Annotated in this window: 1 protein-coding gene and 1 pseudogene; one reads left to right on the forward strand and one right to left on the reverse strand. The window is 74.6% G+C overall.

Annotated features, from left to right (window positions below):
- Positions 1 to 35: 35 nt before the first annotated feature.
- Positions 36 to 560: a transglycosylase family protein gene (locus tag G3I40_RS15295; RefSeq protein WP_275410189.1), complete on the forward strand. Its 525-nt coding sequence runs from the start codon at positions 36 to 38 to the stop codon at positions 558 to 560.
- Here G3I40_RS15295 and G3I40_RS47160 read toward each other — a convergent pair.
- Positions 520 to 693: pseudogene (locus tag G3I40_RS47160) on the reverse strand (ABC transporter); the annotation flags it as partial. The gene G3I40_RS15295 and the pseudogene G3I40_RS47160 overlap by 41 nt on opposite strands.

Raw genomic sequence — 693 nt, forward strand, 5'->3', positions numbered from 1 at the left:
GCGGGGCCGCGGCCCTGCTGGGCGGACTGCTCGCCCTGGCCCTCGTGCCGGCCGTCGCCTCCGCCTCCACCGCCGCCCCGCCACCCGCCCCCGGCCCCCGCGCCGACACGTCCTACGACTGCGCACGCGAGCAGTGGCCGTGGTCCTGTCTCGCCGAGTGCGAGAGCGGCGGGAACTGGGCGGAGAACACCGGCAACTCCTACTACGGCGGGCTCCAGTTCTGGCAGCCCACCTGGGAGGAGTACGGCGGACTCAAGTACGCGCCGCGCGCCGACCTCGCCACCCGGGAAGAGCAGATCGCGATCGCCGAGAAAGTGGTGAGCGGTCAGGGCTGGCGGGCCTGGCCCGAGTGCTCCAAGGCGTACCGGCTCGACGGGCGCGTCCACGTGGTGCAGCGCGGCGAGACGCTCGCCTCGATCGCCCGCCGCTTCAAGGTCAAGGGCGGCTGGCAGGCGCTGTACCGGGCCAACCGGAAGATGGTCGGATCGCACCCGGACCGGCTCAACGCCGGCACGGTGCTCATCCTCCCGACGGCGAAAGCTCAGCGGCCTCTGCGCTGAACACCACGGCCCCGCGCCGGAGTTCGTGCACCAGCACCGTCGGCCCGCCCGCGCCGGCGCGGCGCAGGCCGGGCGGCAGCCGCTGTTCGGCGAGGACCACGCAGGCGTCGAGGCCGCGCAGCAGGGCGTACGT

Origin of the sequence: Streptomyces sp. SID14478, from assembly GCF_010548525.1 — a bacterium.
In the GTDB taxonomy this organism is placed as follows: domain Bacteria; phylum Actinomycetota; class Actinomycetes; order Streptomycetales; family Streptomycetaceae; genus Streptomyces.